At 46.9% G+C, this 2,354-nt stretch carries 3 protein-coding genes; 1 reads left to right on the top strand and 2 read right to left on the bottom strand.

All coding sequences use genetic code 11. From position 1 onward, the window contains the following. Positions 1-10: 10 nt before the first annotated feature. A complete protein-coding gene (locus tag L1D50_RS22705; protein ID WP_128726842.1) occupies positions 11-745 on the top strand; it encodes an AraC family transcriptional regulator in 735 nt (244 codons plus the stop codon). On the opposite strand, the gene L1D50_RS22700 is transcribed toward L1D50_RS22705, so the two are convergent. Together L1D50_RS22700 and L1D50_RS22695 are read right to left on the bottom strand one after the other, a co-directional pair. Beyond that, positions 725-1,585 carry a BadF/BadG/BcrA/BcrD ATPase family protein gene (locus L1D50_RS22700; protein ID WP_239966902.1) on the bottom strand — a complete coding sequence of 287 codons (861 nt, stop codon included), beginning with the start codon at positions 1,583-1,585 and terminating at the stop codon, positions 725-727. The two genes, L1D50_RS22705 and L1D50_RS22700, sit on opposite strands and share 21 nt — an antisense overlap. After that, complete coding sequence (locus L1D50_RS22695) at positions 1,582-2,328, bottom strand: copper homeostasis protein CutC (protein ID WP_128726840.1); 747 nt, start codon at positions 2,326-2,328, stop codon at positions 1,582-1,584. The genes L1D50_RS22700 and L1D50_RS22695 overlap by 4 nt, the downstream gene beginning before the upstream one ends. Between the last annotated feature and the right edge of the window lie 26 nt (positions 2,329-2,354).

Raw genomic sequence — 2,354 nt, 5'->3', positions numbered from 1 at the left:
AATTAGGGCAATGGAAGAGCAAACAATATTGAATAAAGCTGGGGTAAATCAATTGATTGCAGCATTTGACCTGATCCCAGACATTCTCTTTTGGGTCAAAGACACAAAAAGTAGAATAGTGCATGCGAACCAACACTTTGTTGAACATCAGGGCTATAAAACCCTAGATCAAATCTTACTGAAAACCGATTTTGACTTTTCACCGCAACACTTGGCATTCCAATACGTTAACGATGATAAACGAGTGATGGAAGGCTTTATCGTGACGGATAGATTAGAACTCAACCAAACCACAAATGGGGAATTGGCATGGTTTTCCACGTCAAAAAAAGTGCTACTTGACGGCGAAAATGCGATTATGGGCACTTATGGTGTTACGCGACATCTAGCGAAAACGTCAAAGGCGTTGTCTCACGTAAGAGCCATTGAAGCGCCCGTTGAATTTATTCGGGCGCATTACCATCGTCATATTTGTATCGAAGAATTGGCGGAACTTGCTCACCTTTCAGTAAGCGCACTGGAGCGCAGATTTAAAAAGCATTTAGCCAAAACTCCCAATCAATTTATCAACGAAGTAAGATTGGAAAATGCCCGTAAATTATTGGTCGAAACACGCTTACCAGTATCACAAGTCGCTTATCAGTGTGGCTTTTCAGAGCCAAGTTATTTTAGCAAGCAGTTTCGTCGTTTATTTGGTGAAATCCCGTCGCAATTACGTAAAGAGTTAACGTCGAGCGAGCGTTAACGCTGCGACTTCTGGTGGTAGTGCCGGTGTCACCAGCGTATCTGCGTACTCGGCAGCTAACCAGGGACGTATAGGCATAGCAATGCCCCCAACTAGCGCGACTTTCTGTGCCCCTAAGCTCTGCAAATGACGGACATAACGCTCTATAAATCGTGCCGCGCTACTTAAGATCTGCTCGGCATAGGGATCGTTTGGCGTGGCAAAAACATGTTGAGCAAACTGGGCAAAATACTGGGGAGTGGCGTTTAGCGTGAGTTTGACTAACTGCTCGGTACTGTGGCAATTCATGGCAGTCAAAAACGACTCAATCATCAGACTGCTAGGGGACAGTGTATCAAGCACCTCGATGGCATGCTTCACTAAACTCAAACCGATCCAACTGCCACTTGCACCATCACTGAGTAATAATCCGTGGCCACCGAACTCCCTAAATTGTCCATGCGTCACCAGACCCGCGCAAAATCCGGTGCCAAGAATGATTACACCGCCATCTTCGTGTTGATGCGCACCAAGGCAAGCTATGTGTGCATCGGTTGAAAATTGAAAACGTGCAAAAGGGGAACGCCATTGCTGCATCGCCTCACAAGCCGTCGTGACATTCGCGCCGGCAAGTCCTGCAAAAGCACTGATGTTAGCAATATCGTGATGGGGGATTTTTGCATTTGTCAGCGCTGTCATTGTTGCGCTCAACATTGACTCTTGGGCCTGATGTATTGATGTTGCTATGTTTGCAGGGCCGCTGGTGGCCTCGGCAAGGAGCTGTCCATGTTGATCCTCGAGGCGGACTTTACATTTCGTCCCGCCACCATCAATCCCTAAAAATAGCTTCGATGCTGTCATTGTATTGCCTTTTCTGATCCGGTGAGTATTGCATTAACTAGCCTTGGGCAAACTTCATCGCCATGGTGCACGCCAGAGTGAGTATGTAGAGAGAGTGGACCAAATTCACTTAAAAGCCAAAGATCCGCTGCGTTTTTCGTGTTGACCCCACCACCGATCACAACTTCGACTTCAGCATTGAGTTTTTTCAGTAAGGCAATGAGCTGACTGGTACCAAACACTGCGCCTTTGCCACTTTGCCATGTATTGCCGGCGCTTAAGACCCGCTCAACGCCTAACTCTAGCAGCGTCTCGGCCGCCTGCTGCCAGTTTGCAGCGGCGTCAAAGGCGCGATGAAAGGTGACAGAAAGGCCTAAGGATTTTGCCGTGGCAATGAGTGCTCGACAATGGTCAGCCGCTATCTCTTGGTTATCGTCTATAAAACCAAGCGCAATACCGGTTGCGCCCGCGTAAGCAATGCCATCTATCCCCTTTTGTAACTGATAGAGCATGGTGTCATCAATAAAAAAATGCGGTGCTTGGCGTAACATCACAATACATTCGCCAAAGCTTGGTAAATACTGGGCAACTGCCTGTATCGCTGTGGGGTTTGGCGTCAAGCCACCGCAACTCAGTACACCACAGAGTTCTATCCTTGTTGCCCCAGATGCAAAAGCAATTTGTGCATTTCGCTGCAACAAATGAGGATTATCGCTGCTGAGGCATATTTCCAAGTTTTTACCTGAATAGTTTGCCGAATTCATATTTCACTCTTGAAGTTGAATAATTT

Origin of the sequence: Pseudoalteromonas sp. Isolate6 (assembly GCF_022398435.1) — a bacterium.
Taxonomy (GTDB): Bacteria; Pseudomonadota; Gammaproteobacteria; order Enterobacterales; family Alteromonadaceae; genus Pseudoalteromonas; species Pseudoalteromonas galatheae.
This window is presented reverse-complemented; position numbering and strand designations above follow the sequence as displayed.